The organism is Fibrella aquatilis (assembly GCF_017353255.1).
Lineage (GTDB): Bacteria > Bacteroidota > Bacteroidia > Cytophagales > Spirosomataceae > Fibrella > Fibrella aquatilis.
The window spans coordinates 280,156-304,432 of sequence record NZ_JAFMYU010000004.1 but is presented as its reverse complement, the minus strand read 5'-3'; the positions used below and the strand labels follow the sequence as shown (position 1 = coordinate 304,432).

Here is a 24,277-nt window from a genome sequence, read left to right as displayed (position 1 = left end):
GCGGTTCTAACGATTATGGAAGCAGTCGTAGATGTGTCAGCTTACGAACTCGAAAGAGGAAAGCCAATGCCTAATGCTATTCATGGTTCTATTCAAGCTAACCTGTCGTTTGAACTGAAATTGCGTTACCGTGAATCCTATCGGATCATGTCAGAAATTTCCTTGGCGACTCAGCCTGACGGAACAACGCCCGACGTAGTGATTTACCCCAGTATTGTATTGGATTACGAGAACGAGCCAGCTAAACGAACTGACCCACCGCTGACCTGCATTGAGATACAATCCCCCTCTCAAAGCAATGAAGAGATGGTGGCCAAAACCAATATCTATTTCCGGTTTGGCGTGAAATCATGCTGGGTGGTGTTGCCTAGCCTTCGGGCCGTGATGGTATTCACCGCACCGGGTCAATATCAATTCTTCCACCACGACGATACGCTGGTTGACCCCCAAACAGGTTTCGAACTGCCCTTGGCCACCGTTTTTGCCTAAGCTGACGCAACCTATAAGGTTTAGAGAACCTTATAGGTTTACTCACTCCGCAGGCTCTTCACCGGGTCCATCAGGGCAGCGCGGATACTTTGGAACGAGACTGTGAGCAGGGCAATACCCACCGCCAGTAGACCAGCCAGGGCAAATACCCACCACTCGATGCTGATCTGGTAGGCGAACTCGTGCAGCCAGTTGTTCATGGCCCACCACGCCACCGGCGACGCAATCACGATAGCCACCCCCACCAGCGTCAGGAAGTCTTTGCTCAGCAGCCCCACAATGCTAGGAATACTGGCCCCCAGTACTTTACGAACGCCGATTTCTTTGGTGCGCTGCTCGGCGGTGTAGGCGGCGAGGCCAAACAGACCGAGGCATGAGATCAGGATGGCAATGCCCGCAAAAAACCGGAACAACTGCCCGGTGCGCTGTTCGGCCTTGTAGAGTTGATCGTAGGCGTCGTCCAGAAAACGGTATTCAAAGGGGTACTGTGGGCTGTTTTGTTTCCAGATACGTTCGGCGGTGGCCAAGGCCTGTTTAGTATTCTGGCCCGTGGCCCGCACGTAGAGGGTGCCGTTCCATTCGGGGCGAAGAAACAGGATGGTGGGCGGCACTTTCTCCCGCGCCGAACTGAACACAAAGTCCTTCACCACGCCAATGATCTGCCCGTTCCAGTCGTGGAGTTTGAATCGTTTGCCAATGGGGTTCGATATGCCCATATCCCGAATGGCGGTTTCGTTGACGATAAACGACAGCGAGTCGGCTTTGCCTTCGCGGAAGTTGCGGCCCGCCACCAGTGTCATGCCCATATCCTGAACGAAGTTGTGGCTCACGCTCATCTGGTTCATCATGAAATTCCGGCCTGGTGTTTTTTCGTCCCACTCGGTGTCGCTCGTAGACCCCATGCCGCTGGTGAGTTCGGTGGTAGCCGAGGCGGTGTGTTCAACGCTGCTTTCGTTGGCTAGCGCCTTGCGGAATGCCTCTGTTTTGTCGTTGGTCTGAATCGTAAAAATGTGCGTTTTGTTGAAACCCAGTTCGCGCTTTTGTAGAAAAGACAACTGATTGCCAATCACCAACGTGCTGAAAATGAGGCCCGTGGCCAGCGCAAACTGCGTGACCACCAGCACCCGCCGCAACCCCGCCTGACTGCCCGTGACCCCGCGCCCCCGCAACGACCGGATAGGGTCGAACCGGGCAATGAGCAGGGCCGGATACACCCCCGCCAGCAGCAGCGTGACCAGCAGTGCCCCCACCAGAAACAGCCACACCTGCGGGTCGAGCAGGGAGAAACCAAGGGTCTTGCCCGTGAGGTCGCGGTAGAACGGGATCATGAGTTGAATAAGCCCCACGGCCAGCACCAGCGATAGGGCCAGCGTAAGCAGCGACTCCACCAGCAGTTGCCCCATCAGATGCCCCGACTCAGCCCCGACTACCTTGCGTACGCCTACTTCGCGGGCGCGGCGCGTGGCGCGGGCGGTGGTGAGATTCACGTAGTTGATGCAGCCAATGCTGAGCAGCAGCAGGGCGATGAGGCCCATCATTCGCACCTGCTGCAGGCCTGTGTCGTGGCCATCGGGTTCGTACAAATGCAAGGTGGTGAGTGCCTGCGTGGTGTAGGTACTTAGCTGACCCGGCTCTGAGGTGTTACGGGCTTTGTTCTGGATGTCGGTCAGGGTTTTGGCCACACGGGCGGGGTCAACGCCGGGGGCTACTTTCACGTAGGTGGCAAACGAAAAATTACCCCAATCGTCGTCCATGAGCTTCCAGGGGCCGTTTCCGGTAAACAGCCGCTTCCGTAGGCTCATCGGAAAAATGATTTTCCGGTGGTACGACGAGTTATCGGGCAGGTCAGCCAGCACGGCCCCCACGCTGAAGACGCGGTTACTATCAACCACCGTGAGGGTCTTGCCCACGGCGTTGGCGGTACCAAAATACTTTAGGGCCATGGCCTCGGTCAGCACCACCGAGTTGGGCGTGGGGAAGGGCTGTGCGATGTTGCCATACAGCACCCGGAACCCCCCAAACACGTCCAGGAAATTCTCGTCGGCGTAACCCAGGTCGTTGCTTTTTTCGGCGTAGGTCTGGTTGCCCGCCCGCAGGCTGTTGAAGTCGTACAGCCCCGCCAGCCGGGTGGCCTTTTCTATGCCCGGCACCCGTCCGCTCATAGCCGCCACACCAATGGGGGCGGGACAGCTTTGCCAATATTGCTCATCGGCACCGGTGCCATGGCGCGAGTTAATCCGGTAAATCCGGTCGGCGGCGGGGTGGAACCGGTCGAAGGTCAGTTCGTCTTTCACCCACCACAACAGCAGCACCGATACGGCCAGCACCACGGCCAGTCCGCCTACATTAAGCACTGAGTACCAGCCACCTGCGGTCAGGTTGCGCCAGGCCAATTTGAGTGTGTTGGTGAGCATAGGGAGTAGGGAGAAAAGAAGGAATGGTAGGAAAGGAGGAAAGGTAAGAAAGGAGGAAAAGAGAACTGCACACTCCGTTCCTCCTTTCTTACCCTTCCTCCTTTCTCCTTTTTTAACTCACACCCGGATATTCTCCGTCACCACTTTTCCGTCGAACAGGTTCACGGTGCGGTGGGCAAAGCCGGCGTCGTAGGGTGAGTGCGTTACCATGATGATTGTAGTGCCTTCGTCGTTTAGTTCACCCAGGAGCTTCATTACTTCCTCGCCGTTTTTCGAGTCGAGGTTACCCGTTGGTTCATCGGCCAGGATCAGCTTGGGTTTAGCCACCACGGCGCGGGCAATGGCGGTGCGCTGCTGCTGACCACCCGATAGTTGCTGCGGAAAGTGGTTGCGCCGGTGCATGATGTTCATCCGGTTCAGCGCCTCTTCTACCCGCGTTTTGCGCTCCTCGGCGGGTGTCTTTAGGTACAGTAACGGAAGTTCAACGTTCTCATAAACAGTTAGTTCGTCGATGAGATTGAAACTCTGAAACACAAAGCCGATGCTGCCTTTGCGAAGTTGCGCCCGCTCGCGCTCGGTCATCTTCGACACCTCCGTGCCGTAGAAGTTGTATTGCCCGTCGGAGGGGTTGTCGAGCAGACCGATGATGTTGAGCAGCGTGGATTTTCCACAGCCCGATGGCCCCATAATGGCCACAAACTCACCGTCTTTAACATCCATGTTGATGCCGTTGAGGGCGGTGGTTTCTACTTCTTCCGTAGCGAAGAGTTTTTGCAGGTTGACAGTTTGGATCATTGTTTTGGGAGGAAAGGGAGGAGGGGGAAGAAAGGGACGAAAGGGATTTTGATAGTTTTGTCCGTATTCACTCACCTACACTCCTAAATTCATGGCTAAAGTTGACAAATTTGAAGACCTGCTGGTCTGGCAGAAGGGTTTATCTCAGGCAATCGATTTGTATAAGTTGATGGCTACTTGTACTGATTATAGTCTGCGAGATCAGATGCGCCGTTCGGCAGTTTCCGTCCCTTCCAACGTAGCTGAGGGGTTTGAACGGCACACTAATAAGGAGTTCATTCGATATCTGCGCATCGCTAAAGGGTCAAATGGTGAGCTTAGAACTCAGATTCACATAGCCGTCGGGGTTGGAATTTTAGACATTGTGGTTGGTGAAGATCCGCTGTCGAAGAGTCGCATTATTTCATCTATGTTACAAAATCTCATCAAGACACGAGAAGAGAAGTTTACATAAAAAGAGGGGAGGAAAGGGAAAAGGGGGACGAAAGGAAGGAAGGGGGATTGTACGCGAAGCTGCTCATGCGTCAGCTCCCTTTCCTCCCCTCTTTCTAAAATTCTAAAACTTCGTTGTCGCCGAAATTCTCATAACTCGACGTAATCACTTGTTCACCAGGCTGTAGTCCTTCCAGCACTTCGTAGAATTCAGGATTTTTGCGGCCCAGGGTGATGGTACGTTTGGTGGCGCGTTTGCCCGAATTGTCCAGCACATAGACCCAGTTGCCGCCGGTATCGGAGAAGAAGCCACCTACGGGCAGCAGTGTGGCTTTAGCCGCTTTGCCAAGTTCCAGCCTGATGGGCGACGATTGCCCGCGCTTAATGCCCTGCGGCACACCCTTTGGGAAGATCATGTCGACGTCGAAACGGCCATTGCGCACTTCAGGATAGACCCGGCTGATGCTCAACGTATAGTCCTGACCGTTAAACTCGAACGAGCCGCCCAGGCCCGGAAACACCCGGCTGATATAATGCTCGTCAACGCCTACCCGCATCTTAAAGCCGTTTAGGTCATCGATCTGCCCGATGTTCTGTCCCCGGTTAATATTGGAACCCACCTCCACGTCGATGCTCGATAACTGCCCAGACACGGGTGCCTTGACCACCAGGTTCTCCAGCGTTTGCTGCCAGAGGGCCACGTTGCGCTGTGTGCGAGCCAGAGTACCTTCCAACTGCTTGATTTGCAGGGCCGAGTTATCTTCCTGGTACTTCTGCGATTCGGCTTCGATCTCGCGTTGCTTCAGCAGCCGCTCATAGGCCCGCTTCGCTTTCAGGTAATCTTCTTCCGACACCACTTTGTCTTTATACAACTTGGCCTGCCGTTCATACGTGTCTTTAGTCTGATCGAGTTGCGCGTCGAGGTCGGCGAGGGTCTTGCGCAGGGCGAATCGTTCCACACGCAGTCGCTGCCGGGTGTTTTGCAGGTCATTGACCAGGCGGTTGGCTTCCGTTTCAGACTGTAGAAAGCTGAGCTTAAGACCCTGATTCTCCAGTTTCAGCAGTACCTGTCCCTGTGTTACCTGAGTGCCGCCTTCCACCAGTTTCTGGGTTACGTACCCCCCCTCAATAGCATCGAGGCGGATGGTCTTCAGGGGTTGTACTACGCCCGTAACGGCAATGAATTCTTCAAACGCCCCCACTTTAACGGGTGAGACGGTGATTTTCTCGCGCTCGACGTTCAGTTTCGAGCGTTTGTCGGCAAAGAAAAACGTGTAGGCCAGTAGCCCTGCCAGCAACAGGCCACCCCCAGATAAGATGAGGCGTTGTTGCGTCCAGAAGCGTTTGGGTAAGGCGCGGTCCATAATGTGTAGGCTAAACAGTAAGCAGCCAAATCAGGTGTTGGTCCTGTAATATCGGAAGTCGACCTGATTCGACAATTACTCAGTAGCCAATTGACGTGCCAAAATGCTAAAAGCGCTGTTTATCAGCTATATGCGCTGTTTTCGCGATGGATCCTTGTCCGCAATCGGACAAGGATCGTCCAGATGTGGACGAGTGGCTGACGGGGAAATAAAGGTAGTTTGCCGCTTTACGTAAATTGACCAAACTAGCTATCCTTATGCGCCTGCTGCTACTGCTGCTCCTTCCCATTACTGCCCTGACGCAGCCACCGGCAACCAAACCAGCTTTTCCGATTAAAGTGAGCAACAACGGGCGTTACTTCGTCGACCAAGCCGGCAAACCGTTTCTGTACCATGCCGATACTGGCTGGCAGGTTTTCTCGCGCCTCACCACCGCCGAAACCCGCGAGTACTTCACCAAGCGGCAGCAGCAGGGTTTCAACACCATCCAGGTTCAATTGTCTATGAACCCCGACTCTGTGAACCGGGCGGGCCACAGAGCGCTGGTTGATTATGACTTCACAAAGCCCGACGAGAACTACTTTGCGCAGGTGGAACGCGGCATTCAACTGGCCGACTCGCTCGGGCTGCTGCTCAACATCACGCCGTTTTGGATTGGCTGTTGTGGCGAGGCCTACGGCATTGGTGGGAAGCACGAGGTGTACAAAGCCAACGGGCCGACCAAGGCAAAACAGATGGGCCTGTATTTAGGAAGGCGATTTGGCAAATACAACAACCTAACCTGGAACCTCGGCGGCGATAACGACCCCAAGTCTATACGAGCCGAAATTGTGGCGCTTGCTGAAGGCCTGCACGCCGCTCTACCAGGGCAGTTGAAGACATTCCACGCCTCGCCGCCTCACAGCAGCACCGACCTGTTTCAGTATGCACCCTGGCTTGGGTTTAGCATGATCTATACCTACTGGCGCGAAAAACCAAACGAGTGGACCGACCCGCAACACCAGAAACACGTATACGAAGCAGCGCTGGAGGAATACAACAAAAGCGACCGGATGCCCTTTGTGCTGGGTGAATCACAGTATGAGGGTGACGGCAGTCGCTACGCCAACGACATCGGCACCCCGCAACAAGTGCGCCGACAAGCCTACTGGACCATGCTCTGCGGCGGCGCGGGCCACGCCTACGGCCACGAGGGCTGGGATTTTCCAAAGCTGGGCACGGCCAAAGGTAGGGCCTATGACTGGCGCACGATCTTGCAGTACCCCGGCGGCGCGCAGCATATGGGCCACGTGAGGCAGCTGTTCGAGGCGCTCCCCTGGTGGACCCTCCAACCCGATCAACGGCATACGGTGCTGGTGAGTGGCTATGGTGAGTTTATGAAGGACAACTACGTGGCGGCGGCCATGTCGGAAGACAAAACGCTGATGGTGGCCTACCTACCCCGCGCTACCAACGCTGTGGGTGTTGACCTGAGCCAGTTCAAAAAGCCGCAGTTATCCGTTCGTTGGTACGACCCCCGCAAGGGTCAATACAGCCAATCTACGTCAATGCCGAATCAGGGCATCAAAAAATTGTCGCCACCATTGCCCATGCAAGACGACTGGGTACTGCTGATTGGGGGTGAATGACGCACAAGCGTTCATGGCAGGTTCAGTACAATGGGTCGGTTTTGTACAAAACCGACCCATTGTACTAGATTGCATCAACTACTTGGTTACGGTAGTAGTGGTAGGCGCGTAGATGCCGAAAGTGATGCCCTGAACCAGCAGATTAACAAACGAATGGCTGGTAACAACGGTGTAGTCGGTAGCACCGTTGGCCATCATTTTGGGGTCAGATACACCAACCGGTATAAGGCCGCCAATCACGTAATTGTTCCATTTGCTGACGCTCTGACCGCTTTGGCCGCCTTTGCCGACAACGGTAGTATACGTAAAGCAGGATGACATCAGGGTGGTCATCGCCAGGGCAGCAAGGCCCACGGTAATTGATCGCTTACTCATGTTTTAGTAGTGGGAAGTGGCTCATCAAATAATGAGTGCTTAAACATAGGTGTTTTCTTTAAGCAGCATCCGTAAATTTTATATTAAATCTCGGTCCTGCTTCTGACACTACTACTGTCTTCTTCCCCTCATACATTTAGAAAGCGTACCTAACCCCAAACTGAAACTGCCTTGGTGCCCCGGCGTTACGCTGCACAATGCCGCTGCCCCGTGGCCCAACCTGAATCTGATTGCTCTGGTTGGCGTTGTTTGAATAGCCACTTAAATTATTGGTATTCAACACGTTAAATACGTCAGCGCGCAGTTCGATCCGCTGCCCGCGATCACCACCAAACGGAATGCTGTACTGCGCACTCAGGTCTACTACCTTCGACCACGGCAGGCGGTCAGAGTTGCGGCTCTCGCCGGGCTGCCGGTCTGAATTGCCTACGTAGGCATCGCCAAAAGCCGAGCCATCGCCGTTCAGATCATTGGTGGTAAGGCGCTGACCTTGGGCGTTCAGCAGCGGACGCCCCTGCGCATCCACGATCCGGTAGAGCGAGGCGTTGGGAATGCGGTTGATGGGCTGACCGCTCTGAATTAGGGCCGCTGCTGTGATAACCAATGACTTACCGGCGTAAAAATTGACAATGCCGTTGATAATGTGGGTGCGGTCATTGATGCTCGGACCCCATTCGGCGGCAAAATTGTTGGCATCCATGGCCCGGAAGTTCACATCTTCGGTGTCGTTATAGAGCCGCGAGAGGGTATAAATCAGGCGGTAGCCCACGGGGCTGGTACCCCGGTCGCGTTGCACGTTCAGGCTCAGGGCTGTGTAGCGCGACCGCCCGGCCGTTTCGGTCATGACCACGCTCTGCGCAGCACCTGGCAGCAGTACGTCGCCCAGCAGGCCCACCCCGCCCGCAATAGGCAGCGGGCGGCTTAGGTTGGCCACGTCGCCCGACCGGGCCGTGCCGCTTTGGGCGCTGAGGGTATAATCGTACGGGGCCGGGGCGTTCAGGTTGCGTGTACGGAACAGGTTATACGACTCATTATAGACCAGGTCGGCGTAGATCAGCACCTGGTCACTCACCTGATACTGGTAGCCCAGCGTACTCTGAATCGTATAGGGGTTCTGGTAGCCGTTGGGGTTCAGGATGCGGCGTTCGCCACTGGGCAGGTTGCGCTGCCCGGCAAAACTCGCCGCCGATGGTCCCTGCAAATACCGCACGGGCACCCCCGCGTTGTTGGTGCCACCCACGCCCAGGTTGCCGTCGAAGGTGACGCGGTCAAGGTTGGTGCTGGCGGGCAAAATGCCTTTGTCAACGAAATATTGAAGCTCCCGGCGGAAGTCGGGGCTGGTGTTGTTTTGTTGTAGGGCGTCGCTGTAGATCGTGTACAGGATTTTGTCGTAAAAGACCCCCACACCCCCGCGCACCGCCGACCGGCTCCCGGTTTTGTAGTTGAAGCTGAAACGTGGCGCCACGTTGTTATAGTCGCCGTTTTCGGCTCCGCCCTGGGTCAGGTTGTCATAATCATAGCGCAGGCCTAGCGACAGATTCAGGCGACTGCTGGCGGCCCATTGGTCTTCCAGGTAGCCCGTATAAACCGTTTGCGTGGTGCCAAACGAGGCGGGCCGCAATTCTACCGAGTAGCCCAGCACCTGGGCGTCGGTGGGGAGGTCGGTTATGCCCAGGTTTATGCCCAGGTTTTTCTCACGCAGGGCAGCTAACTGGCCCGCAGTCAGCTGCACGGTGTAGCTGCCGTTGGGATTGCCACCGCCGAAGAGCCGGTGCCGTGCCGAGATCAGTTCTACCCCCGCCCGGAGGGTGTGGTTGCCCCGGTAGAGCGATATTTTCTGCTGAAACTGCACTGTGTTTTCGTGCGAATCGAACAGGTAGCCAGGGTGGCCGAGGTTGGCAATGTTCAGGCCCGTGGGGTCCAGTACAGTCACGTTGGGGCTGTTGGGGTTTTCAGCGCGGGCATAATTCCAGCGGAAGCTGCTGTATTGCAGGTTCGTTTCCGACGCAAACCGGGCCGTGGCGTAGGTATTGCGCGAAGCAATCAGCAGCGAATTCCGGTCCTGATAGTTCGTTGCCGAAGGAAATGCGTTGCCCCCGCTGAGGCCACCCGCCTGCCGCCCAATGGCCACCTGCCCCACGTTTACCCGCAAGGATGATTTGAACCGGTCGGTCCAGAACTGGTCAATCTTGCCCGACAGGTAGGTGAACTGGTTGGTGCCGCGCACGGTTTGGTTCACGCCCAACTGCGGCGACAGCAGCAGGTTGTCTTTCACGTCGGTAGTGTGTTCGGCGTTGAGGTAGTAGAAAGTCTTGTTTTTTACAATAGCCCCGCCAAGGCCAAAACCACCCTGGTAGCGCTGAAAGCCATCTTTCACCTGGTTGCCCGACAAGTCGCGGAGGGGGTAGCTGGTTTGGGCGTCGAGGGCGGCACCGGGGCGGCTGAGCAGGAATACCTCGCCGGTGGTGTTGTTGCTGCCCGACTTGCTGGTGATGTTGATGATGCCGTTGCCGGTGTTGCCAAACTCCACCGAATAGTTGTTGGTCAACACAGATACGTTGCGCGTGAACCCCACCGGAATGGCGAATTTCTGCCCACCCAGAAAGCGCTCGTTGTTGTCCATGCCGTCGATCAAGTAATTGTTAAACAGGCCGTTGGCTCCGTTGATGCTCACGTTGGGAGCTTCGGGGTAGAAGCCCGTGGCCTGACTCACGTTGGGTAGCCGGTAGAGCACCCGCGTGATGTCGCGGCCTTCTACGGGCAGTTCCTCCACCTGCCGGATCGTCAGTTGCGACGATACCTCGGCGTTGACCGTGTTGATCTGCGACGTGCTCCGGCCCCGTACCTGCACTTCGCTGAGGTTGATCTCGCGTTTATTGGCCAGAAACAAGGCTACGCTCCGCTGGGCGTTGGCCCGAAGAATGATATTGTCAGCGCTGGTTTCCAGGTAGTTGGCGTCCTCACGGGTAGATACGCGGTAGGCACCATTGAGCGAAACGGCTCCGAACCGCACTTGCCCATTGGCGTCGGTCTGAGCCTGGCGGCTGAGGCCAATGGCGGGGTTTTCCAGGTAGACCGTCACGCCCACAATGGGTTGCTGACGAGTCAGTTCACGCACCGATACATCGATGTCGGTGGTTTGGGCAACTGCCCGGATGCAACACAGGGCCAGAAAGAGGCCGCTTAGCAGGAAGATTTTTTTCATAACAGGTAAAGATATGTGCATGTACGTAACTGGCTGCAGCTTGGTTTTGCAGCGCCGATAAACGGGAAAAATACCCCGCCGCAAACGGGAGATTACCTGGATGACCTACTCTGCCCGCGTATCACCTTTGTCAGGGCGTTGCCTGGGTCAGTTGCAAATGGCGGGCGGGAAGCGCCCATGGTGGCGCATCAACGGTGTGCATCCTATAATTTAAGGATGTAAAATCATGGAACTGAAGGATTGTCGGTGGGAGCAATAGAGCAGACTTTTGCAGTAATCTGTTTGGTAGTCAGGACGAAAACGTCAGCTTGCATCTGATTAACCATTGATTACCAGCACTATGCGTATCCTTGTTGTTGAAGACCACCGAATTTTACTGGAAAGCATTGCGCTACTCCTGGCCAGCATCGATGGACTGGAGGTGGTTTCGAAGCATACCAACGGACGGCAGGCGTTGGCGGCGCTGGAACACGACCCTGCCATTGACATGATCGTGTCGGACGTGCAGATGCCGGTCATGGGCGGCATCGAGCTGACGCTGCAACTACGGCAGCGGTTTCCGGGCGTAAAAATATGCCTGCTCACCGTGGCCGACCAGCCCGAAGCCATCAAAGAGGCCATCCGGGCCGGGGCTGATGGCTACGTGTTGAAGAGTGCCGAACGGGCCGAACTCGAAACGGCCATCAAGAACATTGCCCAGGGTAACAAGTATTACAGCGAGCAGGTGCTGATGCTCCTGGCCAGAGACCCCACTATTGAATTTACGCCCGATGTGGACAAACCCCAGAAAATAACGCTCACCAAGCGCGAACTGGACGTGCTGCGGCTCATTGTGCAGGAACATTCGGGGACGGTCATTGCCGAGATACTGTTCATCAGCCCTACCACCGTTGAAACGCACCGCAAGCACCTGATGCAGAAATTGGGGGTGCAGACTACCATTGGTTTGGTGAAATATGCCCTTAAATACCAACTCGTTTAATTGATCTATTCACACTCAAATCTTTAAAAGATGAATACACAAAACAATGGCGCTGCAAGCAACGGGGCTGTCAGTGCTGTAGTAGAACGCCGGTATGTTCACCTGGAGGGGCGGGCCATCGTGCGGCCTTTCACAGATCCCGAATCTGGCGAAGCTGTGCTGCAGGTTACGTTCGTAGATGGTGAATTCAAGCCGCTGGTTGGTACAAACCCCTTGTTTGTCTATGCTGATGAGACCGAGGGCCTGCGCCTGATGTGCCATCACCTGCACATGATTGCTTCATTTACTGAAGGAGGTTATATCCGTAATAAAGCTACGTTGCAGGTTGTTGACCCAATGGTGGAAGGATGGGATAAGCTGGAAAGATCAGAAGGTTTGGGTGGCATGACGCCCACAGGACCACCACCGAGGTAACAGGCAGTAGGAGCAGCTACGCATCGACTATATCAACGGGAATGTGGATGCGGATCCGGGTACCGGGTTCGTGGGGTTGCAGCACGCTGAAAGTGCCGCCCAGTGAGTCGAGGCGGGCCTGAATGTTTTGAAGCCCCACGCCCCGTTTGCCCGTTTGCTGCCCCATGCCCACGCCATCGTCAGAGACGGCAATGGCGATACCTTCGTCGGTGCGGGTCAGTTCAACCCGCACGGCCGTGGCGTTGGCGTGTTTGATAGCGTTGTTGACCAGTTCCAGCACAATGCTGTAGACGTTGAACTCGATCTCGACGGGCAGCCGCGCCGAGAGGCCGGTGAGTACCAGCGAAAACCGGATGGCTAAACTATGATTCAGTTGATCGAGGAAGGTAGTCAGCGTGGGGGCCAACCCATCGCGGTCGAGTTCGGCGGGCAAAATATTGTGCGAAATGTTGCGGACCTCGGCGTAGGCGTTCTGGATGAGCTGCTTCACACTCCGGTACAGTGACTGTTCGGGTTCCGACAGGTTGTGCGGATTAAGCGACTGAATGCTCATGTTGACGGCGCTGAGCAGGCTGCTCAGGTTGTCGTGCAGTTCCAGAGCAACGCGCTTACGCTCAATGGTTTGCCCTTTAAAGAGCGCCTGTTTGATCTCGGCATTTTTCTGTAGCAGCGACTGGTTGGCGCTCAGGAGTTCGGCGGTGCGTTCGGCCACGCGGTGTTCCAGGTTTTTGTTGCTGTTGGCCAGGTCGGCGCGGGCGGTTTCGAGCAGGCCGCGCTGAAGGTCAATCTCGCGGTTCTTGGCCTGCAAGCGGCGGTTGTTCCACAGCAGTAGCCCCGCCACCACCAGGATAATAGCCACGGTGGCAAACAGGCCGTTGCGAGTCTGGGTTAACTGCTGGTTATTTACCCGTTGCGACAGCATTTCAACCTGTTGCTGTTGTAAGGTGCTGGTTTTCTGTACGTTATCGTATTCGGCCTGTAACGTTTCGATTCGATGTTCGTTCTTTTCCTTCTGCAAACTGTCTTTCAGCAGCACAAACCGTTCATAGGCTTGCAGGGCTTTGGCGGTTTCGCCGGTTTGCCGATACGTTTTGTAAAGGGTTTCGTCGGCCTCGGCCACATTGCTGCTGTTCTTGGTTCGAACCGCTTTCGCCCGGGCCATATTGGCATAGATGAGTGCCTGCTGCCAGTTTTTTTGCTTCAGGCACAATTGCCCCATGTTGAGCAGCAGGCTGCACTCAAGGTCAACGCTGCCCAGTGCGCGGCTGAGTGGCAGGGCTTGCCTGTAGTGAAGCCAGGCGTTTGTCGTGTCACCCAGTTCATTATAGAGTTGCCCAATGGCGTTTAGCCCCTGTACTTCATACCACTGGGTACTAACACCGGCTTTTTTGGCCATCGTGTATAGGTCCTGGTTGGTTTTCAGCGCCTGTGTCAGTTTACCCTGCTCCCGGTAGGTGGCCCCCAGCGTATTCAGTATTGTGGCGTGGACGTAGACATCGTAGGCGGCGGGGTGATGCTGTAGGGTATCAATGCCCTGCTGGCAAAAAGCGTAGGCTCGTTTGTAGTCTTTAAGACTGAAGTAGGCGTGGGCCAGCCAGCCGTACGAAGCCGCCATGAGCGTGTATTCTTTTTGTTTTTCGGTCAGGGGCAGGGCTTTATAGTGAAACCGGATGCTCTGGTAGTAATCGCCTTTTATCTGATAGAGGTACCCTGCATACTGGTAGGCGTGGATCAGTTCTTTCGGCATGTTTGCCCGCAGACACAGGCCAATCAACTGTTCGTTATAATGCGCCGACGAGTCGACGTTTAGGTTTAGGTAGGCACGTACAAGAGCTTTGGTAGTCCGGCAACGCAACGTGTCGGTGACGTGGTCTGCTGATCGTGTGGCCAGCCGTGTCAGCACTTTTTTGAGGCTGTCGAGGCGGCTTTTCTGGGCGAAGCCGGGAGATGCCAGTAAACACAAAACCAGCAATAGTTTATTCATGACTGGCTGAGTATTAATGGCTTAGCTGTTCGGATAAACGTACGTACACAGACCTTAATTCCCCAACTAAATGCGCTGGCAGGACGTATTTATCTGCAATATCCTCTAATTCTAGGATGGAAAATCGTGCTAATCAGGGATTTCTCCTCCCTATAGGTCTGCTGACCTTTGGTATGCTAAAACAGCGGGTTGACAAGCCATCTCGGCGGCTTTCCGACTCTATCCACATCATGTAAGTAGTTGGTCATTGGTCATTCAATGGTCATTCAGTAGTCATTCAATGGTGATTAGTCGCAAAGACAATGAATGACTACTGAATGACCATTGAATGGCCAATAACCACCCCCCCCTATCCGATGATTAACCAATTCGACCCCAACAACCGGCCTATGCTGGAGGGCATTCAGGGCAACATTCTGAAAGCCCACGGGCGGCACCACACCGCCAACATCTTTATCCGTTGCAACCCCGACGACGATTCCAGGGCCAACGCCAAAGCGTGGCTTAAAAGTCTGGTAGCTACCGAAGTAGTGAAGTCAGCCTATGCACACCTACGCAGCAACGCACTGTTTAAATCAAGTGGCGGCAAGGTCGATACTGGCCTGTTTGCCTGCATTCACATCAGCGCAGCAGGCTACAAATACCTGTTTCCGGGTGATGCCCGGCTAAAAAAGTTTGAGAAGACATTCATAGATGGGATGGACAGCGCTGACCTTGGCGACCCGGCCCGCGAGGACTGGGAGGTAGGCTTCCATCAACAGCCTGAGTTTATGCTGCTGCTGGCCCATGCGAAACCGAATGAGCTGGAAAAAGCCATCGTCGATGTTCAGCAGGCGGTTTGTGCCTTCGGCTTTATCACGACCCTGGAGCCGGGCAATGCGCTGTTTAACCATGCCGAAGCGGGTATCGAGCATTTTGGCTACGTAGATGGAGTATCGCAGCCCCTGTTTTTCGAGGATGAATGGGACACCTACAAGGAGCAGAATCACATAAAAGCGGACAAGAATGTGCTATTCGACCCTCGCGCCGATAAAAAGTTAGTGTTAGTAAACGATCCTTTTGCCAAAGGCAATACAGAAGGCAGAGGTAGCTACTTTGTGTTTAGAAAGCTCGAACAAAACGTGAAAGGATTCAAGCAGGAAGAGGCCAATTTAGCTACTACACTGAACCTGAAAGGCGATGATCGCGAGCGGGCCGGAGCTATGATCGTTGGGCGTTTTGAAGACGGTACGCCCGTGCAGGCCAGCGATGAAGAAGGCATGATCGATAGTGCAACGATCAACAATTTCGATTACAAAACGGCCAAGGGAGATGCCATTGCCGATGGAAGCAGATGCCCGTTTCACGCGCACATCCGTAAGGTGAACCCACGTTCGGGTTTGCTGAATGGGGGTATGGCAGAGGCTAAAAAGCACATTATGGCCCGGCGCGGCATCCCGTTTGGCCCCCCCCGTACCGACGGACCCAACGACGGGCAGATTTACAACAAACCCGAAGGCGGCGTGGGGTTGCTGTTTATGAGCTACCAGGCCAGTCTCGAAAAGCAGTTTGAGGTTATTCAGCGCAACTGGGCCAATAGCCCTAACATGCCTGACAACACTAATCCTAACGGTAGTGTGCCTGCTATCGGTGTCGACCTGGTGATTGGTCAAGGCGACGGCACCCGCACGGGTAAGTACGCTACAACCTGGGGCGATTCTGGTTCGATGTCCCCCGCCACGTTTGCCCAGTTCGTGAACATGAAAGGCGGCGAGTACTTCTTCGCGCCAAGCATGACGTTTTTAGAGAACATTTGAATTTTCTATTTCTGTGAATACCATCCACACCATTTACCTCTCTCACAACCATGAAAACGCTACTAATGCTACTGCTCCTCGGAGCAGCGCTGACTCTCCGCGCCCAAGTCATCACGTACGATTATGCAGCCCGGACGTACGTCTCACTCAATCCCGGTACAGGTAAATACATACCTGTACCGGACACTAGCAAACTGCATTTGCTATATGGTACTAATAGCAGCTACTGTCTCCTTAATATCAACCCGTTTGCGCAGAAGGTGCTCATAAACACTAAGTTGTACAGTATGACTACACCCATACCTGCTCAGCTACTGGCGCTGTTTAGCATCAAGCTGGAAGCAGCTAAGGAGCTGACCAATACCGATGAGCAGGTAAAGGAAATGGTAAATGTAGAAAAGGATGCAGGAGGTGCAGGCAAGTTAAAAACCGCCATGGATTCGTTGATTGCCGAATGCAGAGACTACTACAGAAAAGCCAGAAAGATTGATGATGCTCTTTTTGTCAAGGAACGCTTGATTGGTACTATGGGCGATAAGCGCTTCTATGACGCTGTCACTATGCAAACAGCATTGGCTAACCGAGAGATTAATCAGGATACAATCAATACATTAAAAGCTGATTTTGAGGCTTTTGATAAAGCTTACGATAAAGTAGCGACTCAATATCAAGCGGCTATCAAAGCAGCACACAACGCTAACGAAAAAGATAAAGAAGCCCGGATCAGCACTGCATTAAACCAGGTTGATAAGTCGTACCGCGAACTGGAGAAAAAATACAAAAACACACTAGCCGACATCGGTCAACTATTCACCGACGCTATTAATTCGGCTAACTATTCTGTGAAATCGTTGCCCGTGAAATTGGCGGGCAAAGCAGGCGATGCCGATGAGGTGGAGTACGAAGTCAACATAGACGATCAACAGTTTATCGATCCTTTCCCCGTTAAGGGCGGCTGGAAAATTGACTACAGTGTGGGGCCGGTGGCGAACTTCATTGCCGATGACCAGTTTTTCTTCGAGGTGAGCGGTGATAAAAATACACTGCGTCAACGCGATAAAGGGGGGTTATTCAGTACCATCACACCGACCGTTTCCTCAATGATGCACGTATTCAAACGCAGCCATACAGGATTTGCTGTTGGTGGGCTATTTGGGATCAATGCGGGTTTCAAGGAGTTTACGGATATTAAACTGGGCTTCCTAACGGGCGTTTCGGCCATTTTTGGGCGCTCGCAGAAAGTCATTGTATCAACTGGGGTTAGCTATCTGCCGATTAGCCGTCTGAAAGAAGGACAATACGTGGTCGGTACATCATATCCCGCTGTCAAGATCGATGAGGTGACAGACCGGGCACTACGGCCTTCCTGGTTTTTGGCGATTTCGCTAGGGATTACAAAACGTACCGTTATCAAACCGACTCCCTAATCAATTGGCACATCGGTACGTTACACCGTTAAATAAGCCCTGACGTATATAGTAAGCGTTACCGAAACGGGGTCAAGGGGCGGCGAAACAATTTGTTAATATACAATTGGCGGAAAACACTCAGTAATTCGATTTGCGGCGTTGGCAGGCAATCGTATATTTGAGGTCGTCTCGTACAGTTGTATATGAAAGTTTCCCCTTCCGAACCCTTTCAGGTCATCTATTCGCTACTGCAACATGAATACGTCGGCTATCTGGTCGAGGCATTTGTGGTGCAACTCAACGCCAAAGGAGAGCTAACCTTGCAGGTGCAGAGCCTATCGCCGCAAAACGTGGCCGAGTTTTCGGCAAGCCTCGATGAACGCGATTTTGAACTCGTGCGCCTCACCGACCAAATCAGTCAGGATGCGTTGCTGCGGCGGTTTAACCACCGCAAACAGTCGGCGGTCGATTTTTTTCTGAAAACGTTTGACGCCCAAAAGGGCGACAAAGTGACGCAGGAGGCTATCTGCGATTACGTGCAACACACCAAAGCGCAGATTTTGCCCCTGCTGGCCGGGAAGCCGCTCTTCGCCATGAGCAACGACGGCAACGCCGTGGGTGACCCCATCACCTACATGCCCGAACCCGCCCGCGTGTATTTTCACTTTGTCCGCACCGACGAGTCGACCACCTATTTTCCCGTTATCCGCTACCCCGTTCCGCCCGCCGCCGATGGTACGCCGCAAACGGAACGCGTTGACTTTCAGCATCGTAATGCCCTGATTCTGTGCGATGAACCCGCCTGGCTGCTGGTCAACAACCGGCTTTATCACTTCGCCAAGCTGAACCGCAACGTGGTGAACCGCACGGAAGGCGAGGGAGCAGAGGTAGATGGCAAAAAGCTGCGGCCCTTTCTCAACAAGAACAATATTGTGGTGCCCAAAAAGATGGAAGCCCAGTATTATGAGCGCTTTATGGTGCCGCTTATTGCCCAGTATGACGTTTTCGCCAAGGGGTTCGAGATCAGGACCGAGTCGGTGACGCCCGCGCCGGTACTAACGCTGTCGGAGCAGGTGGGGGCGCAAAAGGTGCCTGCCTCGCTCTTCGGCGACCCCGTCGACGTGGCCGACGACACGGCCCACAACCAGGTGGTGCTCGATCTGTCGTTTCAATACGGCGACCATACGTTCCGGTTCGACAGCTTCTCGCAAACGGCCAACGTGAGCCTGGAAAAAGTAGGCGACGACTATATTTTTCACAAAATAAAGCGCGACTTGCGGCTTGAACGTCAGCGGTTTACGTTTCTGCGTGAACATGGCCTCGACCTGCGCAACGGTCGGCTGGCGTTGCCTAAATCGCAGGCGTTTTCGTGGCTGGCCGAGCAGGTACAGCCCCTGACCGAAGCCGGTTTTCAGCTTCGTCAGCATGCCGAAGACACCCGCCGTTATTTTCTGGGTTACTCAGACCTGTCCATCTCCATCCGTGAAGGCCGCGACTGGTTCGATATCTACGCCAACGTGCGGTTCGGCGAGTTCGAGATTCCGTTTATCAAGCTGCGGTCGCTGATTCTGAACAACAAACACGAGTTTACCCTGCCCAACGGCGAGATCGCGGTGATTCCCGATGCCTGGTTTGCCAAGTACGCTGAGCTGCTGGGCTTTATCGAAACCACGGTAGACCCCGACGGAGCCGATCAACTGGTGCTGCAAAAACACCACCTGGCCCTGGTGCAGGACCTGGACAAAGAATCGCTGGCCGACACGGTGATGAGCCGTCGGCTGGAGGGGCTGCGCGAATTTGAACGGATCGACGAGTTTCCGCTGCCAACGGGCTTCAGGGGCACCCTGCGCCCTTACCAGAAAGCGGGCTATGACTGGATGAATTTTCTGCGGCAGTACCACTTTGGCGGTTGCCTCGCCGACGACATGGGCTTGGGCAAAACCGTGATGACCCTGGCCATGTTGCAGAGCCGCAAGGAAGCCAACGTCGGCGAACCCGGCCTATCGCGGCCCGGCCCCAGTCTGCTGGTGATGCCCACGTCGCTGATTTACAACTGGGAACTGGAAGCCCGCCGCTTCACGCCCGACCTGCGCGTGCTGATCTACACGGGCACCTACCGCGACAAAAACACGGCCCTCTTTGACCACTATGACCTGGTGCTGACCTCCTACGGCATTGTGCGGATCGACATTGAGTTGTTGCAGCAGTACCGCTTCGATTACGTGATTCTGGACGAGTCGCAGGCCATTAAAAACCCGAACTCCTACGTAACGCGGGCCATCATGCAGGTGCAGTCGGCGCACCGGCTCATCCTGACGGGTACGCCCCTGGAAAACAGCACCATGGACCTCTGGACGCAGATGACGTTCATCAATCCGGGGTTGCTGGGCAGTCAGTCGTTTTTCCGAAACACGTATCAGGTGCCTATCGAGAAGCGCAACGATGAGCAGAAGATGCATAAGCTTTACGGCCTCATCAAGCCGTTTATGTTGCGGCGGAACAAGGCGCAGGTGGCCACCGATTTGCCTGAAAAAGTGGAGACGGTGCTTTTCTGCGAAATGACCCCCGAACAGGAAAAAACCTACGAAGAGGCCAAGTCGTACTACCGCAACCTGATTCTGGAGCGCATTGAAGAAGAGGGTCTGGCCAAGTCGCAGATGGTGGTATTGCAGGGCCTGACCAAGCTGCGGCAGATTGCCAACCACCCCCGCCTGGTAGATCAGGCCTACGAAGGTGATTCGGGCAAGCTCGACGACGTCAGGATGCGCCTGGAAACGGCTATCATGGAAGGACATAAGATTCTGATATTCAGTCAGTTTATTAAGCACTTGGCCGTAATAAAGCAGTACCTCACCAGCCGCAATATCCGCTATGCCTACCTCGACGGCTCGAGCACCGACCGCCCCGAACAGGTGGCTCGTTTCCAGACCGACGAGACGGTGCAGTTGTTCCTAATCTCGCTCAAAGCCGGGGGCCTGGGTCACAACCTCACCGCCGCCGACTACGTCTTTCTGCTCGACCCCTGGTGGAACCCCGCCATTGAAGCGCAGGCCGTTGACCGGGCGCACCGCATTGGTCAGCAGAAGCCGGTGTTTACCTACAAGTTCATCACCAAAAACAGCGTAGAGGAAAAGATCCTAGCCCTCCAGCGCAGCAAGCAACGCCTTGCCAGTGAACTGGTTACAACAGAAGAAAGCTTCATGAAGTCGCTGACCAAGGAGGATGTGATGGTGCTGCTTGATTAAATACAGTATGCAGTGAAGATCAGTATGCAGTATGCAGTGGTTGCTTGCACATGTAGATACTGGCGCGCTGAGACGTTGGATCGCAATAAACACTGCATACTGATCTTCACTGCATACTGTATGACTTCCCGTTTCCTCTCTCTCGACGTGTTTCGTGGCCTTGTCATGGTCTTGCTTATGACCGAGGCCACGCTGGAGTTGCCCCAGCTGGCGGCGTTTTACCCCGACAGTGCGTTTTGGCAATTTGTGGGCTACCAGACCTCGCACGAACGGTGGGTGGGCTGTCGGCTGTGGGACATGATTCAGCCGTCGTTTATGCTCATGGTGGGGGTGGCGGTGCCGTTTTCTATTGCATCGCGGCTAGCCAAAGGCGCTACCCATGCCCAGCTTTGGCAGCACACCTGGCGGCGGGCGGCCATTTTGGTTGGCCTTGGTATTCTGCTCCGGTCGATGGGGCGGGCGCAGACGTATTTCACGTTTGAAGACGTGATCTCGCAGATTGGGCTGGGCTACCCGATTTTGTTCTGGCTGGCGTTCCTGTCGGCGCGGGTGCAGTGGGCGGCCCTGGCCGTTATCCTGGTGGGCTACTGGGCACTATTCGCGTTCTGGCCCCTGCCCGATGCGGCCAGCGCAATGCCTGAGGTGTTGCTGGAAAAGAAGCCATACATGCCACTGACGGGCTTTTTCGCCCATTGGAACATCCACTCTAACCCCGCCAATTACTTCGATCAGTGGTTTCTGAATTTGTTTCCGCGTGAGCAGCCGTTCGTGACAAATGGTGGTGGCTACGTTACGCTCAGCTTCATTCCCTCACTGGGGACTATGTTGCTGGGGCTGCGGGCGGGGCAGTTGCTTCGGCTGGAAAGACCCATTCGGCAACAGGTGCAGACAATGCTCATCTGGGGCGCAGGGGCCATTTTGCTGGGGTTAGTGGCTCAGTACGCCGGTATTTGCCCCATCGTGAAACGCATCTGGGCCCCCGCCTGGACCCTCTTCAGCGGTGGGCTGGTGTTGCTGCTGCTGGCCCTGTGCATTGCCGCCGTGGAATTGTGGCAGTGGCGGCGGGGTGCGTTCTGGTTTATAGCAGTCGGGGCCAACTCCATGGCGGCTTACCTGCTCCACTGGACTATCCATAGTTGGCTGGTGGCCAACGTACGTACCAACATCGGCTACTGGCTCACGGCCCTGCCAGAAGGTGTTCAGTTCGGCATCATTGGCCTGATTGCCTTTGTGCTGGCGTGGTGGCTGATGGTGTGGCTATATCGGCGGAAACTGTTTGTCCGTATTTGAAAAGACTCGTCCATTTACTGTCTTGTGTGTGATCAGTTAAGCGACTCTTATAATGGTAGCGCTTTTCAGATCAGCTTGTTAGGTGGATAGGTTGCTGGGTAGTTTGTCGAGTCCTATTACCACGACATAACTAAAGTATAATATAGCGAAGACCTGCAATACGGGCTTAAGGTGAGACATTTAGTTTTTAACCCCGTATTTACTCATGCGTCTACTCTGCTGTCTTCTTTTCTGCTGGCTCACGGCGTCAGTATCGGGCCAATCCATTAGTGGCACCGTTCGTGATCAGCAAACCCAACAACCCCTTTCTGGTGCCAATATCCGGTTACAGTCATCTGCATTGGGCACCACCACAGATATAAATGGTCACTTCGAGTTTCGCAACCCATCAAAAACCACGATCAGCCTGATAATCAGCTCAGTGGGCTATTGTACAACCGACGTTTTGGTTACGGCGCAGTCGTCAGAACTGGATGTTGTGCTCAGGCCAGCCGTAGTTCAACTCAATGAACAAACCATAACAACCACGCAACGGGCCGAAACGCCGGATTTTGTGCGGCCCGAATTTACTAGCGTACTAACCAAAAAAGACATACGGCAGCGGGCATCTCGGACGATACCCGAAGCGTTGTTCGGCATGACGGGTGTGTTTTTACAAAAGACTAATCATGGTGGTGGCTCCCCGTTTGTGCGTGGCCTGACAGGTCAGCAGACGCTATTGCTGGTAGATGGTATCCGTCTCAATAATGCCACGTTCCGCGCTGGCCCCAATCAGTACCTGACAACCATCGACGCTCAAAGTCTGGATCAAATCGAGGTTGTCCGTAGTACGGGTTCCGTTGCGTACGGCAGCGATGCTATCGGTGGTGTTGTGAATGTGCTGACAACCTCCCCTCAGTTTAGCCAGAAAGCCGGTTTCACGGGTAGGCTATATGGCAAAGCCATGACGCGAGATATGGAGTACGCCGGTCGCGCTGAGTTGGGTTATCAATCGAGGGTAGTGGCGGTACTAGGTGGTTTCGCTTACCGGAACTTTGGCGATTTAATTGCGGGTACAGGGCTGGGGCGGCAAACGCCAACGGGCTATAATCAGGTATCGGGCGATGTGAAAGCCCGTGTTCAAGTATCGAATCGGTATGTCGCCACGTTCGCTTATCAGGACGTACGGCAGGACAGCGTACCCTTATATCACCGCGTGAAACTCGAAAATTTTCGGTTCTATCAGTTCGACCCACAACGGCGGCAGTTAGCCTACACCCGGCTAGAAGGCTTTTACGGGATGCGCTGGCTCGAATCGGTACAGGTTACGGGTTCGTGGCAACGCCAAATTGAAGGGCGGCAAAGTCAGCGCAATGGAAACCCAACGGTCGTGTCTGAACGGGACGGCACCGCCTCAACAGGCCTGACGCTCATCGCCCGTTCAGCCCCCACTACGTACTGGACTATTCAGACCGGCCTGGATTACTACCATGACCGCGTGGGTAGTACCCGCCGGGAGGTAAATACCGTTACAAACGTGGTCGTAAATCGACGTGGGCTATACCCCGATCAGGCCACGATGAGCAGTTTAGCCGTGTATTCGCTGCACACGCTGACGTTCAACAAGTTGACATTAACCGGTGGCGCACGCTATAACGGCTACACGATTACCATTCCTGAGCAAACCGTTGGTGAAGCCACCATCAACCCGTCGGCGTTAGTAGGTAATGCCGGTTTTTCCTACGCTGTGTTGCCAGCTGTGCGGCTGGTAGGCTCGGTTCAATCCGCTTTCCGTGCTCCAAACATCGACGATATGGGGACGCTCGGCATTGTCGATTTTCGCTACGAAACGCCAAATAGTAACCTTAAACCGGAACGGTCAATTACCATCGAAGCGGGCATTAAAGTCCGTACTGGCCGTATATCGGCTTCGTTGCTGGGGTATCACAACCGCCTGACGGACTTTATCACGCGGGTCCGTGTTGGCCGGGATTCCATTCAGGGCTATCCGGTGTATCTGAAACAAAACAGTTCAGAGTCGTTTATCCAGGGTATCGAAGCCGAAGCCGAAATTGAAGTTGTTCGCAAGTGGCTGGTGTATGGCAGCCTGACATACACGTATGGGCAGAATATAACGGCGAATGAACCTTTCCGCCGCATTCCCCCGCTAAACGGCCGCGTGGGCATCAGCTACCAACCGGCTACATCCATTTGGGCACGGGCCGAGTTGCTCTATGCCAGGGCGCAAGCCCGGCTGGCGCAGGGCGATAAAGACGATAACCGGATCCAAAAGGGAGGCACACCCGCTTGGCAGATTATCAACATCAGCGCGGGGTATCGCTTCCAGCAGCAGATGACCCTAAGTGCCGAACTGCACAACCTGACCAACGAAGCCTACCGCACCCATGGCTCTGGCGTAGATGGCGTTGGCCGGAGCGCGTGGCTGGCTGTTTTGCTGAGCTTTTGAGGGATAATG

Annotated in this window: 16 protein-coding genes; 10 read left to right on the top strand and 6 right to left on the bottom strand. The window is 54.6% G+C overall.

The window, feature by feature from the left end; all coding sequences use genetic code 11:
* Positions 1-15 precede the first annotated feature (15 nt).
* Positions 16-489, top strand: coding sequence for a Uma2 family endonuclease (locus tag J2I48_RS07500; RefSeq protein WP_229375917.1), 474 nt, complete (start codon positions 16-18; stop codon positions 487-489).
* A gap of 38 nt (positions 490-527) precedes the next feature.
* Here J2I48_RS07500 and J2I48_RS07495 read toward each other — a convergent pair whose 3' ends face one another.
* Positions 528-2,903 carry an ABC transporter permease gene (locus J2I48_RS07495; RefSeq protein WP_207334777.1) on the bottom strand — a complete coding sequence of 792 codons (2,376 nt, stop codon included), beginning with the start codon at positions 2,901-2,903 and terminating at the stop codon, positions 528-530.
* 117 nt (positions 2,904-3,020) lie between these two features.
* Entirely contained in the window at positions 3,021-3,698 is a 678-nt protein-coding gene (locus J2I48_RS07490) for an ABC transporter ATP-binding protein (protein WP_207334776.1), read from the bottom strand.
* 91 nt (positions 3,699-3,789) lie between these two features.
* Here J2I48_RS07490 and J2I48_RS07485 point away from each other — a divergent pair, with 91 nt between their 5' ends.
* Positions 3,790-4,152: a four helix bundle protein gene (locus J2I48_RS07485; RefSeq protein WP_207334775.1), complete on the top strand. Its 363-nt coding sequence runs from the start codon at positions 3,790-3,792 to the stop codon at positions 4,150-4,152.
* A gap of 94 nt (positions 4,153-4,246) precedes the next feature.
* Here J2I48_RS07485 and J2I48_RS07480 read toward each other — a convergent pair whose 3' ends face one another.
* Positions 4,247-5,494, bottom strand: a complete 1,248-nt coding sequence (locus J2I48_RS07480) for an efflux RND transporter periplasmic adaptor subunit (protein ID WP_207334774.1) — start codon at positions 5,492-5,494, stop codon at positions 4,247-4,249.
* A 257-nt stretch (positions 5,495-5,751) separates the two neighbouring features.
* Here J2I48_RS07480 and J2I48_RS07475 point away from each other — a divergent pair, with 257 nt between their 5' ends.
* A complete protein-coding gene (locus tag J2I48_RS07475) occupies positions 5,752-7,122 on the top strand; it encodes a glycoside hydrolase family 140 protein (protein ID WP_207334773.1) in 1,371 nt (456 codons plus the stop codon).
* A gap of 78 nt (positions 7,123-7,200) precedes the next feature.
* Here J2I48_RS07475 and J2I48_RS07470 read toward each other — a convergent pair whose 3' ends face one another.
* Positions 7,201-7,497, bottom strand: a complete 297-nt coding sequence (locus J2I48_RS07470) for a Bor family protein (RefSeq protein WP_229375915.1) — start codon at positions 7,495-7,497, stop codon at positions 7,201-7,203.
* A gap of 136 nt (positions 7,498-7,633) precedes the next feature.
* Entirely contained in the window at positions 7,634-10,702 is a 3,069-nt protein-coding gene (locus J2I48_RS07465) for a TonB-dependent receptor (RefSeq protein ID WP_207334772.1), read from the bottom strand.
* A 340-nt stretch (positions 10,703-11,042) separates the two neighbouring features.
* Here J2I48_RS07465 and J2I48_RS07460 point away from each other — a divergent pair, with 340 nt between their 5' ends.
* Positions 11,043-11,684 carry a response regulator gene (locus tag J2I48_RS07460; protein ID WP_207334771.1) on the top strand — a complete coding sequence of 214 codons (642 nt, stop codon included), beginning with the start codon at positions 11,043-11,045 and terminating at the stop codon, positions 11,682-11,684.
* Between the two features lie 30 nt (positions 11,685-11,714).
* Positions 11,715-12,098, top strand: coding sequence for a hypothetical protein (locus tag J2I48_RS07455; RefSeq protein ID WP_207334770.1), 384 nt, complete (start codon positions 11,715-11,717; stop codon positions 12,096-12,098).
* Positions 12,099-12,114: 16 nt separating this feature from the next.
* On the opposite strand, the gene J2I48_RS07450 is transcribed toward J2I48_RS07455, so the two are convergent.
* Entirely contained in the window at positions 12,115-14,082 is a 1,968-nt protein-coding gene (locus J2I48_RS07450; protein WP_207334769.1) for an ATP-binding protein, read from the bottom strand.
* A gap of 356 nt (positions 14,083-14,438) precedes the next feature.
* On the opposite strand from J2I48_RS07450, the gene J2I48_RS07445 reads away from it, so the two are divergent.
* From J2I48_RS07445 to J2I48_RS07425, 5 genes are all read left to right on the top strand, one after another.
* The gene (locus J2I48_RS07445) at positions 14,439-15,878 is read left to right on the top strand and encodes a Dyp-type peroxidase (protein WP_207334768.1); all 1,440 of its coding nucleotides are present in this window, start codon (positions 14,439-14,441) and stop codon (positions 15,876-15,878) included.
* 50 nt (positions 15,879-15,928) lie between these two features.
* Positions 15,929-17,305, top strand: coding sequence for a hypothetical protein (locus J2I48_RS07440; RefSeq protein ID WP_207334767.1), 1,377 nt, complete (start codon positions 15,929-15,931; stop codon positions 17,303-17,305).
* Between the two features lie 185 nt (positions 17,306-17,490).
* Positions 17,491-20,532: a DEAD/DEAH box helicase gene (locus tag J2I48_RS07435; protein ID WP_207334766.1), complete on the top strand. Its 3,042-nt coding sequence runs from the start codon at positions 17,491-17,493 to the stop codon at positions 20,530-20,532.
* A gap of 120 nt (positions 20,533-20,652) precedes the next feature.
* The gene (locus tag J2I48_RS07430; RefSeq protein ID WP_207334765.1) at positions 20,653-21,822 is read left to right on the top strand and encodes an acyltransferase family protein; all 1,170 of its coding nucleotides are present in this window, start codon (positions 20,653-20,655) and stop codon (positions 21,820-21,822) included.
* 205 nt (positions 21,823-22,027) lie between these two features.
* The gene (locus J2I48_RS07425) at positions 22,028-24,268 is read left to right on the top strand and encodes a TonB-dependent receptor (RefSeq protein WP_207334764.1); all 2,241 of its coding nucleotides are present in this window, start codon (positions 22,028-22,030) and stop codon (positions 24,266-24,268) included.
* Positions 24,269-24,277 lie beyond the last annotated feature (9 nt).

What these genes read in the sequence shown, in the direction of transcription:
- J2I48_RS07500 (WP_229375917.1), top strand. Translation starts at nt 16, where the DNA reads ATGGAAGCAGTCGTAGATGTGTCAGCTTACGAACTCGAAAGAGGAAAG.
- J2I48_RS07495 (WP_207334777.1), bottom strand. Translation starts at nt 2,903, where the DNA reads ATGCTCACCAACACACTCAAATTGGCCTGGCGCAACCTGACCGCAGGT.
- J2I48_RS07490 (WP_207334776.1), bottom strand. Translation starts at nt 3,698, where the DNA reads ATGATCCAAACTGTCAACCTGCAAAAACTCTTCGCTACGGAAGAAGTA.
- J2I48_RS07485 (WP_207334775.1), top strand. Translation starts at nt 3,790, where the DNA reads ATGGCTAAAGTTGACAAATTTGAAGACCTGCTGGTCTGGCAGAAGGGT.
- J2I48_RS07480 (WP_207334774.1), bottom strand. Translation starts at nt 5,494, where the DNA reads ATGGACCGCGCCTTACCCAAACGCTTCTGGACGCAACAACGCCTCATC.
- J2I48_RS07475 (WP_207334773.1), top strand. Translation starts at nt 5,752, where the DNA reads ATGCGCCTGCTGCTACTGCTGCTCCTTCCCATTACTGCCCTGACGCAG.
- J2I48_RS07470 (WP_229375915.1), bottom strand. Translation starts at nt 7,497, where the DNA reads ATGAGTAAGCGATCAATTACCGTGGGCCTTGCTGCCCTGGCGATGACC.
- J2I48_RS07465 (WP_207334772.1), bottom strand. Translation starts at nt 10,702, where the DNA reads ATGAAAAAAATCTTCCTGCTAAGCGGCCTCTTTCTGGCCCTGTGTTGC.
- J2I48_RS07460 (WP_207334771.1), top strand. Translation starts at nt 11,043, where the DNA reads ATGCGTATCCTTGTTGTTGAAGACCACCGAATTTTACTGGAAAGCATT.
- J2I48_RS07455 (WP_207334770.1), top strand. Translation starts at nt 11,715, where the DNA reads ATGAATACACAAAACAATGGCGCTGCAAGCAACGGGGCTGTCAGTGCT.
- J2I48_RS07450 (WP_207334769.1), bottom strand. Translation starts at nt 14,082, where the DNA reads ATGAATAAACTATTGCTGGTTTTGTGTTTACTGGCATCTCCCGGCTTC.
- J2I48_RS07445 (WP_207334768.1), top strand. Translation starts at nt 14,439, where the DNA reads ATGATTAACCAATTCGACCCCAACAACCGGCCTATGCTGGAGGGCATT.
- J2I48_RS07440 (WP_207334767.1), top strand. Translation starts at nt 15,929, where the DNA reads ATGAAAACGCTACTAATGCTACTGCTCCTCGGAGCAGCGCTGACTCTC.
- J2I48_RS07435 (WP_207334766.1), top strand. Translation starts at nt 17,491, where the DNA reads ATGAAAGTTTCCCCTTCCGAACCCTTTCAGGTCATCTATTCGCTACTG.
- J2I48_RS07430 (WP_207334765.1), top strand. Translation starts at nt 20,653, where the DNA reads ATGACTTCCCGTTTCCTCTCTCTCGACGTGTTTCGTGGCCTTGTCATG.
- J2I48_RS07425 (WP_207334764.1), top strand. Translation starts at nt 22,028, where the DNA reads ATGCGTCTACTCTGCTGTCTTCTTTTCTGCTGGCTCACGGCGTCAGTA.